Origin of the sequence: Pectobacterium polonicum, assembly GCF_005497185.1 — a bacterium.
Classification (GTDB): domain Bacteria; phylum Pseudomonadota; class Gammaproteobacteria; order Enterobacterales; family Enterobacteriaceae; genus Pectobacterium; species Pectobacterium polonicum.
Map to the genome: position 1 here is coordinate 18,602 of NZ_RJTN01000019.1, position 18,038 is coordinate 36,639.

At 54.1% G+C, this 18,038-nt stretch carries 20 protein-coding genes; 9 read left to right on the top strand and 11 right to left on the bottom strand.

The genetic code is table 11. The features are described from left to right. Positions 1 to 151: 151 nt before the first annotated feature. Together ibpB and ibpA are read right to left on the bottom strand one after the other, a co-directional pair. On the bottom strand, positions 152 to 604 hold the full coding sequence (gene ibpB / locus EDI29_RS16995; RefSeq protein ID WP_137741831.1) for a small heat shock chaperone IbpB: 453 nt from the start codon (positions 602 to 604) through the stop codon (positions 152 to 154). Positions 605 to 761: 157 nt separating this feature from the next. Then, complete coding sequence (gene ibpA, locus EDI29_RS17000; RefSeq protein ID WP_005976748.1) at positions 762 to 1,175, bottom strand: small heat shock chaperone IbpA; 414 nt, start codon at positions 1,173 to 1,175, stop codon at positions 762 to 764. Positions 1,176 to 1,559: 384 nt separating this feature from the next. On the opposite strand from ibpA, the gene EDI29_RS17005 reads away from it, so the two are divergent. Next, positions 1,560 to 1,916, top strand: coding sequence for a YceK/YidQ family lipoprotein (locus EDI29_RS17005; protein ID WP_137741832.1), 357 nt, complete (start codon positions 1,560 to 1,562; stop codon positions 1,914 to 1,916). Positions 1,917 to 1,942: 26 nt separating this feature from the next. Here the strand turns inward: EDI29_RS17005 and EDI29_RS17010 are convergent, their stop codons facing one another. Beyond that, on the bottom strand, positions 1,943 to 3,223 hold the full coding sequence (locus EDI29_RS17010) for a YidR family protein (RefSeq protein WP_193555673.1): 1,281 nt from the start codon (positions 3,221 to 3,223) through the stop codon (positions 1,943 to 1,945). Positions 3,224 to 3,459: 236 nt separating this feature from the next. On the opposite strand from EDI29_RS17010, the gene bhsA (EDI29_RS17015) reads away from it, so the two are divergent. Next, entirely contained in the window at positions 3,460 to 3,717 is a 258-nt protein-coding gene (gene bhsA / locus EDI29_RS17015) for a multiple stress resistance protein BhsA (RefSeq protein ID WP_025919939.1), read from the top strand. 216 nt (positions 3,718 to 3,933) lie between these two features. Here the strand turns inward: bhsA (EDI29_RS17015) and EDI29_RS17020 are convergent, their stop codons facing one another. Genes EDI29_RS17020 through EDI29_RS17030 form a run of 3 tightly spaced genes read right to left on the bottom strand, consistent with a single transcriptional unit; the run spans position 3,934 to position 7,014 of the window. Beyond that, complete coding sequence (locus tag EDI29_RS17020) at positions 3,934 to 5,346, bottom strand: glycoside hydrolase family 1 protein (RefSeq protein WP_137741833.1); 1,413 nt, start codon at positions 5,344 to 5,346, stop codon at positions 3,934 to 3,936. A 25-nt stretch (positions 5,347 to 5,371) separates the two neighbouring features. Next, positions 5,372 to 6,694: a PTS sugar transporter subunit IIC gene (locus tag EDI29_RS17025; protein ID WP_137741834.1), complete on the bottom strand. Its 1,323-nt coding sequence runs from the start codon at positions 6,692 to 6,694 to the stop codon at positions 5,372 to 5,374. Then, complete coding sequence (locus tag EDI29_RS17030; RefSeq protein ID WP_029367717.1) at positions 6,691 to 7,014, bottom strand: PTS sugar transporter subunit IIB; 324 nt, start codon at positions 7,012 to 7,014, stop codon at positions 6,691 to 6,693. Before EDI29_RS17030 ends, EDI29_RS17025 begins: the two co-directional genes overlap by 4 nt. A gap of 417 nt (positions 7,015 to 7,431) precedes the next feature. Here EDI29_RS17030 and EDI29_RS17040 point away from each other — a divergent pair, with 417 nt between their 5' ends. The 5 genes from EDI29_RS17040 to bhsA (EDI29_RS17060) all read left to right on the top strand — a co-directional run bounded on the left by EDI29_RS17040 (position 7,432) and on the right by bhsA (EDI29_RS17060) (position 11,667). Next, positions 7,432 to 8,454 carry a sulfonate ABC transporter substrate-binding protein gene (locus EDI29_RS17040; RefSeq protein ID WP_137741835.1) on the top strand — a complete coding sequence of 341 codons (1,023 nt, stop codon included), beginning with the start codon at positions 7,432 to 7,434 and terminating at the stop codon, positions 8,452 to 8,454. Positions 8,455 to 8,492: 38 nt separating this feature from the next. Next, positions 8,493 to 9,635, top strand: a complete 1,143-nt coding sequence (gene ssuD, locus EDI29_RS17045; RefSeq protein WP_137741836.1) for an FMNH2-dependent alkanesulfonate monooxygenase — start codon at positions 8,493 to 8,495, stop codon at positions 9,633 to 9,635. A gap of 10 nt (positions 9,636 to 9,645) precedes the next feature. Next, positions 9,646 to 10,440, top strand: a complete 795-nt coding sequence (ssuC, locus tag EDI29_RS17050) for an aliphatic sulfonate ABC transporter permease SsuC (protein WP_137741837.1) — start codon at positions 9,646 to 9,648, stop codon at positions 10,438 to 10,440. Then, complete coding sequence (gene ssuB, locus EDI29_RS17055; protein WP_137741838.1) at positions 10,437 to 11,237, top strand: aliphatic sulfonates ABC transporter ATP-binding protein; 801 nt, start codon at positions 10,437 to 10,439, stop codon at positions 11,235 to 11,237. The genes ssuC and ssuB overlap by 4 nt, the downstream gene beginning before the upstream one ends. Before the next feature lie 172 nt (positions 11,238 to 11,409). Further along, on the top strand, positions 11,410 to 11,667 hold the full coding sequence (bhsA, locus tag EDI29_RS17060) for a multiple stress resistance protein BhsA (protein WP_137741839.1): 258 nt from the start codon (positions 11,410 to 11,412) through the stop codon (positions 11,665 to 11,667). Positions 11,668 to 11,867: 200 nt separating this feature from the next. Here the strand turns inward: bhsA (EDI29_RS17060) and EDI29_RS17065 are convergent, their stop codons facing one another. Next, positions 11,868 to 12,365: a GNAT family N-acetyltransferase gene (locus EDI29_RS17065; protein ID WP_137741840.1), complete on the bottom strand. Its 498-nt coding sequence runs from the start codon at positions 12,363 to 12,365 to the stop codon at positions 11,868 to 11,870. A 230-nt stretch (positions 12,366 to 12,595) separates the two neighbouring features. Here EDI29_RS17065 and EDI29_RS17070 point away from each other — a divergent pair, with 230 nt between their 5' ends. Both EDI29_RS17070 and EDI29_RS17075 read left to right on the top strand, forming a co-directional pair. Then, a complete protein-coding gene (locus EDI29_RS17070; RefSeq protein ID WP_137741841.1) occupies positions 12,596 to 12,967 on the top strand; it encodes a type II toxin-antitoxin system RelE/ParE family toxin in 372 nt (123 codons plus the stop codon). Next, positions 12,954 to 13,253 carry a helix-turn-helix domain-containing protein gene (locus tag EDI29_RS17075; protein ID WP_103862387.1) on the top strand — a complete coding sequence of 100 codons (300 nt, stop codon included), beginning with the start codon at positions 12,954 to 12,956 and terminating at the stop codon, positions 13,251 to 13,253. Before EDI29_RS17070 ends, EDI29_RS17075 begins: the two co-directional genes overlap by 14 nt. 37 nt (positions 13,254 to 13,290) lie before the next feature. Here the strand turns inward: EDI29_RS17075 and EDI29_RS17080 are convergent, their stop codons facing one another. Genes EDI29_RS17080 through EDI29_RS17095 form a run of 4 tightly spaced genes read right to left on the bottom strand, consistent with a single transcriptional unit; the run spans position 13,291 to position 18,037 of the window. Beyond that, entirely contained in the window at positions 13,291 to 15,090 is a 1,800-nt protein-coding gene (locus tag EDI29_RS17080) for an ABC transporter ATP-binding protein (protein ID WP_137741842.1), read from the bottom strand. Positions 15,091 to 15,129: 39 nt separating this feature from the next. Then, entirely contained in the window at positions 15,130 to 16,038 is a 909-nt protein-coding gene (locus EDI29_RS17085; RefSeq protein WP_137741843.1) for an ABC transporter permease, read from the bottom strand. Then, positions 16,035 to 17,012 carry an ABC transporter permease gene (locus EDI29_RS17090; RefSeq protein ID WP_005976707.1) on the bottom strand — a complete coding sequence of 326 codons (978 nt, stop codon included), beginning with the start codon at positions 17,010 to 17,012 and terminating at the stop codon, positions 16,035 to 16,037. Before EDI29_RS17090 ends, EDI29_RS17085 begins: the two co-directional genes overlap by 4 nt. Next, complete coding sequence (locus tag EDI29_RS17095) at positions 17,012 to 18,037, bottom strand: nucleoside hydrolase (protein WP_137741844.1); 1,026 nt, start codon at positions 18,035 to 18,037, stop codon at positions 17,012 to 17,014. Before EDI29_RS17095 ends, EDI29_RS17090 begins: the two co-directional genes overlap by 1 nt. Position 18,038: the final 1 nt, after the last annotated feature.

Consider the following 18,038-nt stretch of genomic DNA (forward strand, 5'->3'; position numbering starts at 1 on the left):
AACGCAGCCAACGCACATGCAACTTGAAGTATGACGAGTATATTTTGATTCTGGCAGAATGCCGGGGAAGGAAACGTGGCGGGCAACACAAAACCGCGCCCGTAACGATACGAGCGCGGGAAGTCATCAGGTTAATAACGCAGATGTCGCGTTATGACGCATCTTCGGTAGACTGCTGGTTCAATGCCGGGCGACCACCGCCGATGGCGATACGCTGCGGCTGCAAGGCTTCCGGTACGTCACGTACCAGATCGATGTGCAGCAGGCCATTTTCAAAATGCGCATCGGACACATGCAGATGCTCGGCCAGCGTAAAACTCAGCGTGAAAGGTTTAAACACCAGCCCCTGATGCAGATATTCCACCGCTTTCTCGGTGGGTGCCGGGCTACCTTTCACGGTCAGGCGTGGACCTTCGACTTCAATATCCAGATCGCTTTGCCGGAACCCCGCCAGCGCGAGCGTGATGCGGTAGTGGTTGTCGTCTTTTTTCTCGATATTATACGGAGGAAAATCAATCGGTTCCTGACTGCCCTGCATTGAGCTGGCTAATTTGTCAAAACCGATCCACTGACGCAGTAAAGGTGATAAGTCGTAGTTACGCATAATATGACTCCTTCTAAGAAGCGAGATTAATGACACCCCTGTGGGCATCGCTTATGCCAGCCACGTTTCAATAGCTGGCGTCGTCCCCATTCGGCAGACGATATGTTCATTCATGGCATTGCCGTTTCAGGCAATGCGCAATTAATTTGATATTGGTTTACTTGATTTCAATCCGACGCGGCTTCATCGCTTCCGGCACGATACGTTCGAGATCGATATACAGCAGCCCGTTTTCCAGATTGGCGCCTTTTACCTGAATATGTTCGGCCAGTTGGAATTTACGCTCGAAATTGCGCTCGGCAATGCCCTGATACAAGTAATTGCGGGCAACCTGCTCACCAGCGTGGGCACCTTTTACAATCAATAAGTTGTCGTGCGCAGTGATGTCCAGTTCCTGCTCGGCGAAACCAGCGACGGCAATCGCGATGCGGTATTGGTTCTCATCAACCAGTTCGACGTTGTAGGGAGGATAGCCGCCGTTACTCTGGGTCTGGCCGGTTTCTAACAGATTGAACAAGCGATCGAAACCAATAGCAGAACGGTACAGTGGGGAAAAATCGGGGTTACGCATAAAACAGCCTCCTAAACATGCAGCGAGGATTTATTCTTTACCTTCCCTAAGGACAGGCTCACAGCCGGGACAGATACCCTGACGGCATATCGTTTTCTTCCGGCTTACCATCAATATGGTGACCCCCCTCAGACTTTCAAGAGGCAAAAAAGAAAAATCGCTGTGTTTCATGCAATATTCACTCACACAGTGGTCGTTATCACATACACTCAAGATAGGTAGGTTTTGGCCTAGTGCCGATCGTTTAAGCATCGAGATACATGGGGCGACCACAGGGGTGAGGCGTCCCTGCGGGAACCCCCTGTGTTTCCCCTAACAACGGACTTAAGTGGCCAGTACAGGCTTCGACCCGCTCTGGCAGCAGGTTCTTAATGGATAAGTAATATGACTTTACTGAAAAGTGCGTTGTTCTCTTTCATTATTACCGGTAGCGGCGCGGTAGTAACCGGCGGCTGCTCCAGCGTCATGACGCATACCGGAAGCGATCAGGGATACTATTCCGGCACGCGCGCCAGCGTGGGTATGCTGCGTGACGACGACACCAGTTGGGCCATGATGCCGCTGGTCGCGATCGATCTTCCGTTCTCCGCGGTGGCCGACACGCTGCTACTGCCCTACGACTACTATCGCGCGGGCAGCGAAAAGAGCAAACTGTCGACGCGTGAGCGCATTTCGCAAAGCGAAGAGCAAAACCAAACTGCCAACTCACAATTTGCCACCACACCGCATAATCAGCTTTGATAGCACCGCATTCGCCGCAGTCATGATCACAAGCTGGTCACGACGAAAAGCTGATTAAAACCGTCAATTTCCCGCATATACGCAACGTGTTTCCCATCAGGAGAAAAGACCACGGCATCCGCACTCGGCGCACTGTCCGTCCTCGCCGTCATCCGAACAAGCTCACCACTTTTTGCATCACACAGCATGATGCTATTGTCACACACAAATGCCAGAGAACGTCCATCCGGGTGCCAGTTAAAAGCAGACTGCACACCGTGTTCCGTGTGCGTTACCTGTCTTGGCTCACCGCCGTTCGGGGAAAGCGTCCACAATTGCACCACACCAGCCTCATCACGCATCAAAAACGCGATCTCGCTGCCATCGGGCGAGGAACGTAGCCAATGGCGCGGCTGATTTACCAAACCAGGATAACGGCGTTGGTGCGTAAAGGTTAAACGTCGCTGATACACGCCCGCAGGCGGTGCAGGCATCGAGGTTTCCGTCCCTGCCAGCGGCGCATCACCCTCTTTGGCGTAATCTTCCAGCGCATCCGGCAAATCGACGATAAAGATCTCAGGCACCGTTGTCCCGTCCGCCGCTCGCGTATCACCGATAAATACCAGCGCCCAGCGCTGGTGCGAACCGTCCTGTCGAATATAGCCCGTGGTGCCCACCCAACCTTCTTCATAAGCGCGATTGATTTCATCACTGCCGGGTTGCGGTTGCGGTGTCGTTCTGCTGACCAGCACACAATAGTGGCTGCCGTCATATTCACGTGGATGGCATTTCTCAACGGTGACAGCCTGTAGCGGCACGCCCACCCCCACATTGCGCAAGTTTAATGCCGGATCGCGCTCATGCAGTACATGGTCGTTATAGGTAAAGCTCAGACGGCTGCCATCCGGGCTGAAGACATGGACATGCGTACCGCCGCGCAGCGCACCAGCCTGATAAGGCGGCGTAATAGAGAAGGCGTCAAGCGTGATCGCCTCATCGCGCTGGCAATCCGCCACAATCGTTCCACGGCGATGGTGAAAATCATACTGCCATTCGCTATCCGGATTTTCCGGCCCATGGATAAAGACATAACGCAGCGGTTCCTGCGGGCTACAGGTCACTACGCCCACATGCGCACCCGCCGTTGCTCGATAAACAACCTCGGTTTTGAGGTTTTTCAGGTGTATGCGCTCAATGCTCAGCCCTGTGAATGAAGATCCATAGGGTCTTATGTCATAAATCAGCCAATTTCCATCGCATGACCAGCAGTTAATATTGGTAATATGATGACCTACAGCATTAAACGTTAGTTGAGCTTCAACAAACAAGACATCACCCCAGTTATTCAATATCAGTCAATAGTTTGTAAATAAAATTCAGTTTTATGTATAACTTATTGTTTTTAATTTAAAAAAAACAAACAACAACGAATATTGTCATTCAAAAAAATAGAAAGACTTCCTCAATAACATCCGTTTTTTAATTTATTAGCATTGGCGTAACATTCTTCATATCGAAAGGGCAGCCCCCTTTCACCTATCAAATAAGAAAAGGATAAGACATCATGAAAAACGTAAAAACCATCGCTGCTGCTGTTGTTCTCGCTACCGTTGCTTTCGGTGCTTCTGCTGCTGAATACGTGTCTCCTTCACAGGCACAGAATCTGGAAAAAGCGGGCGTCGTTACTGCTACCGCTCAAGACCTAAGTTCACTGCAAGCTAAGCTCGCAGCGAAAGCAGAAAAAGCAGGTGCTAAATCTTATACCATCACGTCTGCGACCGGTAACGATCAGCTGCGTGGCTCTGCGGTAATCTTCAACTAAGTGTTGTTGAGCCTGCGTTGTTTGCCCCGATAAGTCATCGTAGATAGACCTGTATTACCCTCTTTCCGGCTTGCCTCCTCATCAGGGCAAGCCGGTTTTTTTATGCCTATGGCTCAGGTATAGAAGCGTGGGTTTTATACGTGAAAAGAACGATGGGAAAGACGGGCGAGCGGTTAATACGGTGTGGCAGAGTGCCACACCGACGTGAATAAAGCCTTACGACGTTGAACCTTGAAAGCCATTTTCGGCCGCCACCGCCGCGAACCATTGCCCGCTTTTCTTCACCGTGCGCGTCTGCGTCGCCAAATCCAACTGCACGAAACCATAGCGATTCTTATAGGCATTCGACCACGACCAGTTATCGATAAACGTCCACATATGGTAGCCGAGACAGTTGCTGCCTTCCGCGATGCCTTTGTGCACAAACTTCAGGTGTTCGCGGACAAAATCGATGCGGTAATCATCCTGAATCTGACCGTTGGCGTCGAAACGCTGTTCGTTCTCCACCCCCATGCCGTTTTCCGAAATAAAGCAGCGCGGATTGCCGTAATTCACCCGCAGATTGGTCAGAATGTCATAGATGCCCGGTTCGTAAATTTCCCAGCCGCGATAGGGATTCATTTTTCGTCCCGGCATCTCATAGCTGGAGAAGAACCACTCGGGCATAAACGGACTATCGGGGTTGACCAAACTGTCGCGGCACTGGATACGACGCGGCTGGTAATAGTTAATACCCAGTAAATCGACAACACCATCGGCCAGCAGCGCGCGATCGTCAGGTTGGCAGCTCGGCAGTTGACCATAGCGATGCAGCAGATCGACCAGTTCCTGCGGGTACTCGCCCCTCAGCGCAGGATCGAGGAAACTGCGGTTAAACATCAGATCGGCGATGTTGGCGGCTTTAACATCAGCCGGATGTTGGGAGCGCGGGTAGGAAGGCGTCAGGTTGAGGATAATGCCAATTTCCCCGCCCTGAGACTGCTCACGATAGGCTCTCACCGCCAGCGCATGCGCCAGCATCGTGTGGTACGCCACCGTCGCCGCACGCTTGAAGTCCACCACGTTCGGATAGTGGAAATCATACAGATACCCGCCTTCCACCGGCACCACCGGCTCATTGAACGTAAACCAGTGTTTTACCCTGTCGCCAAACAGACGGAAGCAGGTCGCCGCATAGCCCGCATAGGCCACCACCACCGCCCGATTTTCCCAACCGCCCAGCCGCTGCATCACCATCGGCATATCAAAATGGAACAGATTGATAAACGGCGTGATGCCCTGCGCCAACATCTCATCAATGACCTGATTATAAAACGCCACCGCCTGCGGATTCGGTTCACCCACGCCGTCGGGAATCAGCCGCGCCCAGGAGATCGACGTTCGGAACGTGTTGTGATTCAGCGTCTTCAGCAGCGCGATATCTTCACGCCAGTGCTGATAAAACGTAGAGGTATCCGCTGGCCCCACCTGCTGGTGAAAACGGCCAGGCTGCGTGGCGAACCACTCATCCCATACGGTGGCGCTTTTACCATAATTGAGACTTTCGCCTTCCGTTTGCGGTGCCGAACTGGCGCTGCCCCACCAAAAATTCGCGGGAAAGCGGAAATCGTTCTGAAGATGATCGTGCATACGTTCCTCTCTGCTTCACTCGTGTTTATGCGCTGGCGCTGGCTTCGCCCGCAGTCTGCTGTTGTTTCTCCTGCTCTTGTTTAAGCAACGTGCGCTCATAAACTTTCAGGAACGGGTAGTACATCGCGGCCGACATCACCATGCAGAGCAGACACATGATCACCGGGCTGAACGCCCAGTTCGCCGCCCACGATGCACCAATCGGTGCGGGTGTCGTCCACGGCGTCAGGGAAACTACCTGTGCGATCCAGCCGAGTTTCGTCGCCGTATAGGCAATAACCGCGTTGACCATTGGCACAAAAATAAACGGCAGGAACAGCAGCGGGTTCATGATGATCGGGGCACCAAACAGAATCGGTTCGTTGATGTTGAAAAAGCTCGGCACCACACCCATGCGGCCAATCGTGCGTAGATGAACCGCGCGGCTACGCAGTAACAAAAAGGCCAGCGGTAGCGTAGAACCGACCCCACCGATCAGCAGGTAATGATCCCAGAATCCCTGCAAATAAATATGCGGCAGCGGCGCGCCTGCCGAGAGTGCAGCCTGATTCAGCGCCAGATTGGTCATCCAGAACGGGTTCATGATTCCGGTAACGATCAGCGCGCCGTGAATCCCGGCAAACCACAGAATCTGGCAGATGAACACCGAGATCAGAATGGCGGGCAGCGAATCCGACGCCGAAATCAGCGGTGCCAACAGGTGCATAATGGCCTCCGGAATAATCATGCCGGTGGCAGACTGGATGAACAGGTTAAACGGGTGCAGCGTCGCGACGATGACCAGTACAGGGATGAGGATTTCAAACGAACGCGCCACGCCAGTCGGCACCTCTTTCGGCAGGCGAATCGTGATATTGCGCTTCTTCAGCCAGGCATACACTTCACCCGCATAAATTGACGTCAGAATCGCGGTAAAAATCCCCTCACCGGAGAAATACTGAGTGGAAATCTGCTTATCGTGATAAGGCGCGGCCACCAGCAAAAACGCCATCAGCGCCAGCAGGCCGGTCATGATCGGGTCCAGCTTGTAATGCTTGCCAAGGCTGGCCCCAATCCCCACCGAGATAAAGAAGGTCATGACTCCCATACTGAGGTAGTACGGCAGCATCAGCTGTTCGCGGTAAGCAACGGAGAAATCGAGCCACGCGCGGGCAAACCCCAGCGTGGTATCCGGCGAGAACGGTGGAAAGATGAACACCAGCATAAATGAACCGATGATCATAAAAGGCAGCGCGGCGATAAAGCCATCACGAATCGCGATGATGTGGCGCTGTTGCCCGACCACCCCCGCCAGCGGGGTAATCTTTTGTTCGATGACATTAACCATCGATTGATAGAGGCCACTCATAGCGGTTGTCCTGATTTTTCGATTAGCGAAAAGGCAAAATCCAGCACGTTGTCACCGCGCTGCATACCGTAATCCATCATGTCTATTGCGGCCACAGGCACGCCTTTTCCCTCGGCTTTCTCCTTGAATGACGCCAGCATATATTTCACCTGCGGCCCCAGCAGCACAACGTCATACTTCCCGACTTGCTCATCAAATTCATGGGCGGCATAGGCGGCAATCTCAACGTCCAGACCACGTGCGCTGGCCGCCTCCTTCATCTTTCGCATTAACAGGCTGGTAGACATCCCAGCGGAACAACAAAGCATGATCCTTTTCATTTTCAACACCCCGTCGTACGTACGTTATGAATCAAAAACGTCATCAATAAAAGCATCGTGAATAAACACGGCCAGTGGACACACAATCATTGGAAACACATTCATGGAAACACAACGGAAACCGTTTTCCATGAAAAAAAACAATATATGAGAATAGGTTCACGAAATAATAGACATTGCGGGAAACAATGTGAGGCAGGTCATGGAAAACGTGTTTCAGACATGAAGGACGGGTAAATCCCACTATCGTCGCGCTTATTACGCTAAGCGCGCTGGTTTCTGGCATTTTCTACTTTTGGCTATAAAAACGACAAATTGAGATTTAAAAAGCCCACCGTCCCCCTGTTATGGTTATCACCTGATGTTGCATTTCCTCGCTGTATTTTAATTTTTCGTTATAAGGGAGAAAGCATAAGCATGCCATTGATAATGAAACGATCGGTCACGGAAGGACGTGGGCAGCACGCACCGTTATGGAAAAACGTGACGGCGCGGTTACGCCAGATCCCAGCGATTCTTGCCGCTGGTGCCGTACTGCTTATGTCCACCGCTTATGCGCAGGACAGCGTACCGACGCAGCTACGCGTCGGCTATCAGAAAGGGTCGGTCAGCCTGGTGCTGGCAAAATCTCACCAGTTGCTGGAGAAGCAGTTCCCCAACACCAAAATCAGCTGGGTTGAATTCCCCGCTGGTCCACAGATGTTGGAAGCACTCAATGTTGGCAGCATCGATCTCGGCGGTACGGGTGATATCCCGCCTATTTTTGCGCAAGCCGCTGGCGCTGACCTGCTGTATGTCGGCGTGGAACCACCCAAACCACAAGCCGAAGTGATTCTGGTGCGGGAAGGCAGCCCGGTGAAAACCGTTGCCGATCTGAAAGGTCGCAAAGTCGCCTTCCAGAAAGGTTCCAGCGCGCACAACACGCTGCTGCGTGCGCTGCAACGCGACGGGCTAAAATTCACCGATATCAAACCAACCTACCTAACCCCCGCTGACGCCCGCGCGGCCTTCCAGCAAGGCAATGTCGATGCCTGGGCAATCTGGGACCCCTATTATTCCGCTGCGCTGCTGGAAGGCGGCGTTCGAGTGCTGGTTGACAGCAGCGGGCTCGATAAAACCGGTTCTTTCTATCTGGCAGGTCGCCCTTACGCCGAGGCACACGGCAGCTTTATTCGTCAGGTATTGGACGAACTGACCAAAGCCGATGCGTTGACAACCAGCGACCGGGCGCAAAGCGTCACGCTGTTAGCCAACGCGGTAGGACTACCGGAAAAAGTGATTGAAACGGCACTCGATCATCGCCCGCCAACCACTATCGAACCACTGGATGCCGCCACGATCAAGGCACAGCAATCCACCGCCGACCTGTTTTATGAAAACCGGCTGGTGCCAGTGAAGGTCAACATCGCGGAACGCGTCTGGCACCCCCAAACGCCGTAATTCGCTTATCACACGTTTACCGTTCAGGAGAACACACCATGAGTCTTAACGTATTCTGGTTTCTGCCCACCCACGGAGACGGTCGCTATCTTGGAAGCACCGAGGGCGCACGTCATGTTGACTACAGCTATCTACAACAGGTGGCGCAAGCCGCCGAGCGGCAAGGATTTGGCGGCGTCTTGCTGCCGACAGGTCGCTCCTGCGAGGATTCCTGGCTGGTTGCGGCATCACTCATTCCGGTGACGCAGCGGCTTAAGTTTCTCGTCGCCCTGCGTCCCGGCGTGATTTCCCCCACCATCGCCGCACGTCAGGCCGCCACGCTGGACAGGTTGTCTAACGGTCGAGCGCTGTTCAATCTGGTAACGGGCGGCGACCCGGAAGAGCTGGCTGCCGAAGGATTATTCCTCAGCCATGAAGAACGCTACGAAGCTTCAGCGGAATTCACTCACATCTGGCGCAGGCTGCTGGAAGGTGAAACGGTTGATTTTGCAGGGAAACACATTCAGGTCAAAGACGCCAAGCTGCTTTACCCACCCGTTCAACAACCACGCCCACCGCTCTATTTTGGTGGTTCGTCTGAAGCCGCACAAAATCTGGCGGCAGAGCAGGTCGATCTCTACCTGACATGGGGGGAACCACCTGAGCAGGTGAAAGAAAAGCTGGCGGAAGTCCGCGCTAAAGCCGCGGCGCAGGGGCGTGAAGTTCGCTTCGGTATTCGCCTGCACGTCATTGTACGGGAAACCACCGAAGAAGCCTGGCAGGCCGCCGATCGGCTGATTTCTCATCTGGATGAAAAAACTATTGCCGATGCACAGGCGGCGCTGGCGCGTTTCGATTCCGTCGGGCAACAGCGTATGGCCGCTCTGCACGGCGGCAAAAAGGACAAGCTGGAGATCAGCCCGAATCTGTGGGCAGGCATCGGTCTGGTACGCGGCGGCGCGGGTACGGCGCTGGTTGGCGATGGTCCAACGGTGGCCGAACGCATTCAGGAATACGCCGACCTCGGAATTGATACCTTTATTCTGTCCGGCTATCCGCATCTGGAAGAGGCTTATCGCGTGGGCGAACTGCTGTTCCCACACCTCGATCTGGCGCGGCAACCTACACCGCTGCATACGGTGAACACTGCGGGAGAGCTGATTGCTAACCGTTATGTGCCGCGCAAAGTCTCACAAAGCTGAGGAATCGATCATGGCAAGAACGCTCTCTTCGCTGGCAAAACGGCTTGCGCCTTTTCTACTCCCCGTGACACTGCTGGTTGCGTGGCAGATATCCGTCGAGTTTGGCTGGCTATCCAACCGGATTCTGCCTGCGCCCAGTTCGGTGATTACCGCCGGCTGGTCGCTCATCGCTAGCGGCGAGCTGTGGCAGCATTTGGCGATCAGCGGCTGGCGCGCCCTGATCGGGTTTGCTATCGGCGGCAGTATCGGATTGGTACTCGGCTTCATCACCGGGCTGTCACGTTGGGGCGAGCGCCTGCTGGACAGCTCAGTGCAGATGATCCGCAACGTTCCCCATCTGGCACTGATTCCGCTGGTGATTCTGTGGTTTGGTATTGATGAGGCAGCCAAGATTTTTCTGGTCGCACTGGGTACGCTGTTTCCGGTTTATCTCAACACCTATCACGGTATTAAAAACATCGATCGCGGCCTGCTGGAAATGGCGCGCAGTTACGGACTGTCCGGCATTAGCCTGTTCTATCAGGTGGTGCTGCCCGGCGCGCTACCGTCCATCATGGTCGGTATCCGCTTTGCGCTAGGCTTTATGTGGCTGACGCTGATCGTCGCGGAAACCATTTCTGCCAACTCCGGCATCGGCTATCTCGCCATGAACGCCCGCGAGTTCCTGCAAACTGACGTGGTGGTGGTCGCCATCATCCTTTACGCCCTGCTCGGCAAACTGGCCGATATCAGCGCTCAGGGGCTGGAGCGCATTTGGCTGCGCTGGAATCCGGCTTATCAAACCTCATCGGGGGACGCATCATGACCGCTTTTACCGATTCTGCAACGCAATCTCATTCACCGTCGCCGCTCACCAAGGGGACGCCGCTGGCGCTCGATGCCATCACCAAGCACTACGGCCACCGCACCGTGCTGAATGACGTGCAACTGCGCATTCCGTCCGGGCAGTTTGTTGCCATCGTTGGGCGCAGCGGCTGCGGCAAAAGCACCCTGCTGCGCTTGCTCGCCGGGCTGGAAGCGGCCAGCAGCGGCGAACTGCTGACCGGCACCGCACCGCTCAGCAGCGCGAAAGACGACACGCGGCTGATGTTTCAGGAAGCACGACTACTGCCGTGGAAGAAGGTGATCGATAATGTTGGGCTGGGGTTACGCGGCAACTGGCGTGAGAAAGCACAGGACGCGCTGGCCTCCGTCGGGCTGGCGGATCGCGCCAACGACTGGCCGGCGGCGCTGTCCGGTGGTCAGAAACAGCGCGTCGCGCTGGCACGCGCGCTCATTCACCACCCGCGTCTGCTGCTGTTGGATGAACCGCTGGGCGCGCTGGATGCCTTGACCCGTATCGAGATGCAAAGCCTGATCGAAAATCTGTGGCTCCAGCACGGGTTTACTGTACTGCTGGTGACGCACGATGTCTCCGAAGCGATTGCGCTGGCCGACCGGGTCATCCTGATTGAGGAAGGGCGCGTGGGGCTGGATATCACGGTCGATTTACCCCGACCACGGCGCCGCGGCTCGGCAAAGTTGGCGGAACTGGAAGCCCGTGTGCTAGAACGCGTGCTGGCACCCACCTCACCGCCGTTACCTCAGCAGGCGGCGATATAACCGTCATTCTGGCGATCGAGATTGCGCATCTTATCGCCAGAATTAACATCAAAAATATTGACTGATATCCTCAAAACACTCCGTTTTTCCTTCTCTCCACATCGGCGTAATATCCTCTTCATCGAAAGGAAATGCCCTTTCACTCCAAACAACATTGAACAGGATACATCACATGAAAAACGTAAAATTCTTCGCCGCTGCTGTCGTACTTTCTACTCTGTCTTTTGGTGCTTTTGCTGCCGATCAGGTTTCTTCACAACAGGCACAGCGTCTGGAAAAAGTGGGTGTCGTCACCGCAACGGCGCACAGCCTGGATTCACTGCAAGCACAACTGGCTCAGAAAGCAGAAAAAGCCGGTGCCAGCGCCTTCGCTATCACCTCTGCAACCGGTGATAACCAACTGCGCGGCGTCGCCGTTATCTACAAATAATGTCTGCTGATAAACAATCAAAAAATTAAACGGACTTTCCTCACTCAAGAGGAAAGTCCGTTTTTTTTATGGGAGAATGATGTCAAATTCGCTCTGAGACGATCCTGTAAATAATTCGGTGGGGCGACACGACGTGTCTCTATGAGTGTTTTAGCAAGTACGTAGTAGCCAGTGCAAAGAGGTCTGGGCTTACAACTTATTTAATTAATATCAAGTCTCATCAAAATTTCATCATGATATTCACCATCAATATATAGCGCTGCGCTATCCGTTGCCCATTCTCTAAACCCGAAAGAACAATAAAGGGCTCGTGCCGATTTGTTTGTTGCCGCTACTGAAAGTTTCACTGTTTTGGCCTTGCAAGATACCTGTAATGCCGCATCCAAAAGCGATCGAGACAGGCCGGTTCCTCTCATTTCAGCTCGGACATACATTCCCCAAATCATGGCGACATGACGCAGTTTCGGTGCAGTGTTAATGCTTACCCCTACGATACCCTGCAACCTGTTTTGCAGGTCATATCCGCCAAAAATCGAGTTTAGACGGAGGCGTTCAGCAAAGAATGTTTCTGGTTGCTGGCTTTCCTCTTCAAAAGACGCACCGAATGCTTCTGGATGTAGCCTAAGAGCTTCGAGCCGTACTCGCCTGAAATCGTCTAGATCGCTATTGTTTATATGACGCACCACAAACGTCGCCATTCCTACGGTCCCCCTGTCACCGTGAAAAGACCCATAATACTATTGCGTTGTGAAATAGAGCGTTAGCTTAAAATCATCATTGTCCGAACCATCCGACAGATAATATTTTTCGTTCAGACTGAGAGTAACTCCCTTAGTGACATGTCCACTATTGCTAACGAGGAACACTTGATAATATAGCTTGTAGGTTATAATTTATTAAACGCGTGTAGGACACGGAGGTTTACCGATTGGCATGGAAAATAGTCACACGGGCACTATTCGATACCTGGTTTGATGAACAAAACGAAGCGGTACAGGAAGAGGTTTTGGCACACCTCGCTATCCTCGAAGAGGATGGCCCACAGCTAGGACGGCCACAGGTTGATCAGATTAAAGGCTCAAAATACAAAAATATGAAGGAGCTTCGGGTTCAGGTTGGCGGCCACCCATTCCGGACATTCTTCGCGTTTGACCGGACACGTAAGGCGATTATTTTATGTGCCGGGGATAAGAAAGGCGAAGATGAAAAATTGTTCTACGAACGTATGATTAAGATCGCAGACGCTGAGTTTACATCGCATCTGATATCACAGGAGGTAAAAGAAGATGGCGACGCTTAAAGAAATGATGGCTAAACGTTCACCGGAGAGCCGCGCCCGCATTGAAGCGCGCACGGCTGAGATCCGTCAGGAAATCACTTTAGCGAAACTACGCGAAGAGCTAAATATGTCGCAAACTCAGCTTGCGCTAGCACTGGGCGTCAAACAGCCATCCATTGTCAAAATGGAGAAGGTCGATAATGACCCAAAACTGTCAACGCTAAAACGCTATGTAACGGCCCTAGGCGGCAAGCTTACGCTAGATGTGACCCTGCCTGACGGTAAGCGTATCGCGCTGACTTTGTAATTAAGTCGATCTGGGTTTCTCGTAAACGGGTTTCGTTTCACTCCAGTACGAAATGCCCTTCTCCGACTTGCTTATAGCGACGTTCAGGAGGATGGAAATCGGGGGCGCGTACCGGGCTGCGCAGTTCATCATTGGTGATATTACGCACCGGGCGGGTGTCTGGATCAGGCACCGGCACCGCTGAAATCAGACGTCGGGTGTAGTCATGCTGCGGGTTGTCGAAAATCGCCGAACGTGGGCCAATCTCCACAATTTCGCCGAGATACATCACCGCCACGCGGTGGCTGATACGCTCAACAACCGCCATATCGTGCGAGATAAACAAGAATGACAGCCCCAGCGTCTGCTGGAGATCCAACATCAGGTTGATCACCTGCGCCTTAACGGACACATCCAGCGCCGATACCGATTCATCGGCAATAATCACTTTCGGCTCCAGCGCCAGTGCGCGGGCAATACACACACGCTGGCGCTGCCCGCCGGAGAACTGGTGCGGGAAACGCGAGGCCATGTCACCGGATAACCCCACCTGTTCCAGCAAGTCGCTCACCCGCGCATTCACATTCTGTCGGGTCGCCAGACCGTGTAGCAGCATCGGTTCGGCAATCGCTTCCCCTATCCGCATACGCGGGTTTAGGCTCTCATACGGGTCTTGAAATACCATCTGAATCTGCCGCCGTGAATCCGTCAGTTCACGCTTATCCGCCGTCAGGATATTTTTTCCCAGCAGTTGAATCTCACCGCTGACGGCATCGTTGAGGCGAATAATCGACCGCCCCGTGGTGGATTTACCGCAGCCTGATTCCCCAACCAACGCAAGCGTTTCTCCCGGCCAGAGATCAAACGAGACATTCTCCACCGCATGAACCCGCCCAGACAGTCGCCGGAAAAAACCTGATCGGATATCAAATCGAGTGACCAGATTTTTTACCGTCAGCACCGGCTCCTCACCCGATACGGTATTCACCGCCTCCGGCACTGGCTGACGCTCGCCCGTTTTGAGGTCGACCAGCGGAAAGCGCTGCGGCCACGCGCTGCCGGACATCGAACCTAATTTGGGTACGGCGGATAACAACATGCGGGTATAAGGCTGTTGAGGATGGTGAAAAATTTCCCGCGTGACGGCGTTTTCCACCATTTCGCCCTGATACATCACCAGCGTGCGGTCTGAGACTTCAGCCACCACGCCCATGTCGTGGGTAATAAACAGCACCGACATCCCTTCTTCTTCCTGAAGGGTTTTTATCAGCGTCAGAATTTGTGCCTGAATGGTAACGTCCAGCGCCGTTGTCGGTTCGTCGGCAATCAACAGCTTCGGGTGACAGGCCAGCGCAATCGCAATCACCACGCGCTGGCGCATCCCGCCGGAGAAACTTTGCGGATATTCGTTCAGCCGTGATTTCGCCGCCGGAATACGTACCTTTTCCAGCAGACGCACCGCTTCGGCGCGCGCTTCCGCTTTACCCATGCCACGATGGCGGCGTAGCACTTCCGTAATCTGATAGCCAATCGGCAAGACCGGATTCAGGCTGGTCATCGGCTCCTGAAAAATCATACCGATGCGATTGCCGCGTACATCCTGCATCGCTTTATTAGGAAGAGACAGTAGCTCGGTGTCACCGAAATGGATCTGTCCCTCAACCCGACTTTGGCCGGGCGGCAGCAAGCGCATGATGGATTTCGCCATCACGCTTTTCCCTGAACCGGACTCCCCCACCACGGCGACCGTCTCTTTCTCGCCAATCGTAAAGGATAAATCCCGCACCACGTCCATCCATTCGCCGTTTACCTGAAAGGCGGTGGTCAGATGCGAAACAGACATAATCGGCGCTGTCATGTGTTCATTACCCCTTATTCCCACGGGCGTTCCCACTGGTTAATTCCGTGGATTGAGGATGTCGCGCAGCGCATCCCCCACCAGATTGATCGCCACAATCAGCAGCAATAGCGTCAGCCCTGGAAAGAAGCTGATCCAATAATCGCCTGACATCAGGTACTCAAAACCGTTCGAGATCAGCAGCCCCAGCGACGGTTCCGTTACGGGCAGTCCGATGCCCAGAAACGAGAGCGTGGCCTCCAGCATGATGGCGTAGGCGATGCGCATCGTAGCGACAACGATCAGCGGAGCCAGACAGTTCGGTAAAATATGGCGAAACAGAATACGGCGGTTGGACAACGCCATACTGCGCGCGGCGTCCACGTAGCTGCGGCGACGTTCCACCAGCGCCGAACCGCGAATCGTGCGCGCGTAGTACGCCCACTGAGTCACCACCAGCGCCATAATGATCTTATCGACCCCTTGCCCTAGCACCGCCAGCAGGATCAACGCAATCAGGATCGGCGGGAAGCTGAGCTGGATATCCACGATGCGCATGATCGTCGCATCCGTTTTTCCTCCGACGTAGGCGCTAATCAGCCCCAGCGAGGCACCAATCAACAGCGCGAGTACCGCACTGGAAAAGCCGACCATCAGGCTGATGCGGGTGCCGTAAAGAATGGCGCTGAACAGGTCGCGCCCCTGATCGTCCGTCCCCAGCCAGTACGTCATGCCCGCCATACTGGAGGAACCTGGCACCAGTCGGCCATCCATGATGTCGAGCTGCATGAGATCGTAGGGGTTCTGCGGCGACAGAAGCGGGGCAAATAATGCCAGCAGCACAAAAATCGCCAGCATGATCAGCCCACACAGCGCCAACCGATCGTTAACCAGCGCCATCATGACGCGCACCACCGGATGCGATGCTTTTTTCACGACCGTGGGCTGATGTATGGTATTCCCCGTCATCCCTTGTCTCCTCCCAGCCGCACGCGCGGATCGACCAACACGTACAGTAAATCCACCAGTAGGTTGATCACGCTGAACATCACGACGGTAATCATCAGGTAAGCCAGGATAACCGGACGGTCGAGCACGGCGATCGCGTCGATAATCAACTTACCCATGCCCGGCCAGGCGTAAATCGTTTCCGTGACGACGGCGAACGCGATCAGCGATCCCAGTTCCAGCCCCAGCACGGTAATCAGTGGAATCAGCGTGTTGCGCAGCACATGAACCAGCACAATGCGGGTTTCCGACAGCCCCTTCGCACGAGCAAATTGCACATAATCCTGCTGAAGGCACTCCATCACGCCCGCCCGCATCAGGCGAATGACCAGCGAGATCTTAAACAGTGCGAGATTAAACGCGGGCAAAAGCAGGTGTTCGAGACCATCGCGGGTGAGAAAGCTGAATGGGATACCGAACAGATCGTGAGTATCCCCTCGACCCGATGAGGGCAGCCAGCCGAGCTTCACGCTGAACAACATGATCATCACCAACCCGATCCAGAACGTGGGCAGACTAAAGCCCAGAATGGAGAAGGTCATGATGGATTTGGACACCGCGCTGTCCGGCTTTAGACCCGCGTAAATCCCCAGCGGGATACCGACAACCAACGCCATCACGAATGCTACCATCGCCAGTTCGAGCGTGGCAGGCATGCGCTGAAAAATCAGCGTCAGCGCGGGTTGGTTAAAGATAAAAGACTTGCCCATGTCGCCCTGAAAAGCGTTCCAGACAAACAGTCCGTACTGTTCCCAGACGGGCTTATCCAGACCGAAGGACTGAATCACCGCCAGCCGTTCCGCTGGCGTGGCTGTCGCGCCCAACAGCATATCGACCGGATTACCGACCAGATAGACACCCACAAACACCAGCACCGACATCACAGCCAGCGTCAGCAGCGTTTGTCCGATGCGGCTTAGCAGGTAGGCTATCATTAGCGCTCCTCAGAACCGTTTAGTGCTTCAGGGCTCGTTATTGCTTCTGAACCCATTATTGTTTCAGAACCCATTATTGTTTCAGAACCATAGCGGCGCAGGCGATCGGCAATCAGGCCGAGAAACCCTTGTTCGTCGATTTCCCGCATGACCAGCGCATTATCCGGCTCATCCAGTTTGTGATAAAAATCGGCAAACACGTAGCCCGCCGTTTTGCCGGTGACTTCCACGCCCACACGCGCAGACGCCGATTGGAACAGCTCGGGTTTTAGCAGCCATGAAATGACGGTCGCATCATGAATCGGACCACCTTCACGACCAAAACGTGCCACTTCATTACGATCGAACGTGCGCAATAGCGCCGCCATCGCCTTGCCCGGTTCACCGCCGCTGCGCTCAATCTCATCAACCTGTTCAGCCTGAATCAGCGCCTGAAACGTCATATCCAACGGCATGATGACAAGGGGAACACCGGAGGAAAAGACGATATCCGCCGCATGGGGATCGGCATAAACATTAAAATCGGCCCATGGCACACGATTGCCCAACGCGGTAAAGGCACAGCTCATGGACACAATCTGTTTGATGCCGCGCGCCACATCAGGATGAAAACGCAGCGCCAATGCCACATTCGTCATCGGCCCTATCGAACACAGCGTGATCGGATTATTGTCAGCTGCGGCCTGGCGCGTCGTTCGCACCAGAAAATCGACGGCGTGTTCCTGCTCCGGCAACAGTGTGCTATCTGGCACCCACTCAGGGGAAAATGCACCGATATGCGCATATTTACCAAACACCTGCTCACGGATCAGCGGGTGCGATGCACCCGCAAAAATCGGCACATCGGTTCGACCCGTCAGGCCAACGACTTTGCAGGCATTCGCCAGCGTCGCTTCAAGCGGGACATTACCCGCCACGGCGGTGATACCGAGCACGTCCAGTTCAGGTGAAGCCAAGGCCAGCCAAATGGCTATAGCATCGTCAACACCGGGATCGGTATCAATAATAATGCGTTCTCGCACCATA

Bases quoted from the DNA above. Each gene is read 5' to 3' on its own strand.
- EDI29_RS17005 (WP_137741832.1), top strand. From the start codon at position 1,560: ATGACTTTACTGAAAAGTGCGTTGTTCTCTTTCATTATTACCGGTAGC.
- EDI29_RS17075 (WP_103862387.1), top strand. From the start codon at position 12,954: ATGGCGACGCTTAAAGAAATGATGGCTAAACGTTCACCGGAGAGCCGC.
- EDI29_RS17030 (WP_029367717.1), bottom strand. From the start codon at position 7,014: ATGAAAAGGATCATGCTTTGTTGTTCCGCTGGGATGTCTACCAGCCTG.
- ibpA (WP_005976748.1), bottom strand. From the start codon at position 1,175: ATGCGTAACCCCGATTTTTCCCCACTGTACCGTTCTGCTATTGGTTTC.
- EDI29_RS17085 (WP_137741843.1), bottom strand. From the start codon at position 16,038: ATGACGGGGAATACCATACATCAGCCCACGGTCGTGAAAAAAGCATCG.
- bhsA (WP_137741839.1), top strand. From the start codon at position 11,410: ATGAAAAACGTAAAATTCTTCGCCGCTGCTGTCGTACTTTCTACTCTG.
- EDI29_RS17090 (WP_005976707.1), bottom strand. From the start codon at position 17,012: ATGATAGCCTACCTGCTAAGCCGCATCGGACAAACGCTGCTGACGCTG.
- ssuB (WP_137741838.1), top strand. From the start codon at position 10,437: ATGACCGCTTTTACCGATTCTGCAACGCAATCTCATTCACCGTCGCCG.
- bhsA (WP_025919939.1), top strand. From the start codon at position 3,460: ATGAAAAACGTAAAAACCATCGCTGCTGCTGTTGTTCTCGCTACCGTT.
- ssuC (WP_137741837.1), top strand. From the start codon at position 9,646: ATGGCAAGAACGCTCTCTTCGCTGGCAAAACGGCTTGCGCCTTTTCTA.
- EDI29_RS17020 (WP_137741833.1), bottom strand. From the start codon at position 5,346: ATGCACGATCATCTTCAGAACGATTTCCGCTTTCCCGCGAATTTTTGG.
- EDI29_RS17080 (WP_137741842.1), bottom strand. From the start codon at position 15,090: ATGACAGCGCCGATTATGTCTGTTTCGCATCTGACCACCGCCTTTCAG.
- EDI29_RS17095 (WP_137741844.1), bottom strand. From the start codon at position 18,037: ATGGTGCGAGAACGCATTATTATTGATACCGATCCCGGTGTTGACGAT.
- EDI29_RS17025 (WP_137741834.1), bottom strand. From the start codon at position 6,694: ATGAGTGGCCTCTATCAATCGATGGTTAATGTCATCGAACAAAAGATT.
- EDI29_RS17065 (WP_137741840.1), bottom strand. From the start codon at position 12,365: ATGGCGACGTTTGTGGTGCGTCATATAAACAATAGCGATCTAGACGAT.
- ibpB (WP_137741831.1), bottom strand. From the start codon at position 604: ATGCGTAACTACGACTTATCACCTTTACTGCGTCAGTGGATCGGTTTT.
- ssuD (WP_137741836.1), top strand. From the start codon at position 8,493: ATGAGTCTTAACGTATTCTGGTTTCTGCCCACCCACGGAGACGGTCGC.
- EDI29_RS17040 (WP_137741835.1), top strand. From the start codon at position 7,432: ATGCCATTGATAATGAAACGATCGGTCACGGAAGGACGTGGGCAGCAC.